This window comes from Alcanivorax sp. HI0083 (genome assembly GCF_001635175.1).
In genome coordinates, this window is record NZ_LWFX01000219.1 from 1 (window position 1) to 866 (window position 866).

Consider the following 866-nt stretch of genomic DNA (forward strand, 5'->3'; position numbering starts at 1 on the left):
ACGCGGAGGCCAGCCAACTCAAGTGCATTCCGTGTGGTACCGACTTCTGCGACTTACAAACTTCGCAGTTTACGCAACTCCCGTACCCCCACCGCCAGCGTCATGAAGTCGTGGGGGCCATCTGCCTGCAAGGTTTGTAAACGGTGAATGCCGAAGGCCACCTTGCGACGGGATTTTTCTTCCCAGGCGGCAAAGCGCGCGGCGGCGGTATCGCCATCGTACTCCAACACCTTGGCGGCCACTTGCCGGTGCAGGCGGTAGGAATCCTCACGCAGGTTGGCACGAGCCAGCGCTTGCCAGCGATCCTGCACAGACAGATCCAGAATCGACGACAGCAGCCACAGAATCTGCAGCTTGTCGCCCACCAGAAAGTACACTTCCGCCGCCAGCTTCAGCGGCACCTGGGCTAGCGAAGCAAGCTCGACAATATCCGGGGCAGACCCCAGCACCATGGTGTTGGCCAACAGTTTGGCTTCTTTCTCGGGCACGCCATCGTCTTTCATGCCCTCCACGGCCTGATCCCATTCCTGCCGATAACTGCCCGGCAGTGCTTCCGGCAACATGCTCTCCAGTTCGGCAATGGCCTTGCGGTAGCGAGCCACCGCTTCTGCCACCGGACGCCGCCCCCACTTGTAATGAATCAACCAGGTGGTCACGTGCTTCATCAAGCCGATCACCCGGCCATAAAGCCGTAGCTGCACCTGGCTGTCCACGCGCCCGTCCAGGCCATCCACCGGCGCCCAATACAGGTCGCCATCGAACACCGCATGGGCCATGGCGTAGGCCTTCACCAAACGGTGCAACGACAAGCCATGCTCATCCGCATACCGATGAACAAAGGCAAACCCCATCCGGTTGACCACCGC

Annotated in this window: 1 pseudogene; it reads right to left on the reverse strand. The window is 60.6% G+C overall.

What is annotated here, in order from left to right:
• Positions 1-53: 53 nt before the first annotated feature.
• Positions 54-866 (reverse strand): annotated as a pseudogene (locus A3754_RS02320) (NAD-glutamate dehydrogenase domain-containing protein); the annotation flags it as partial.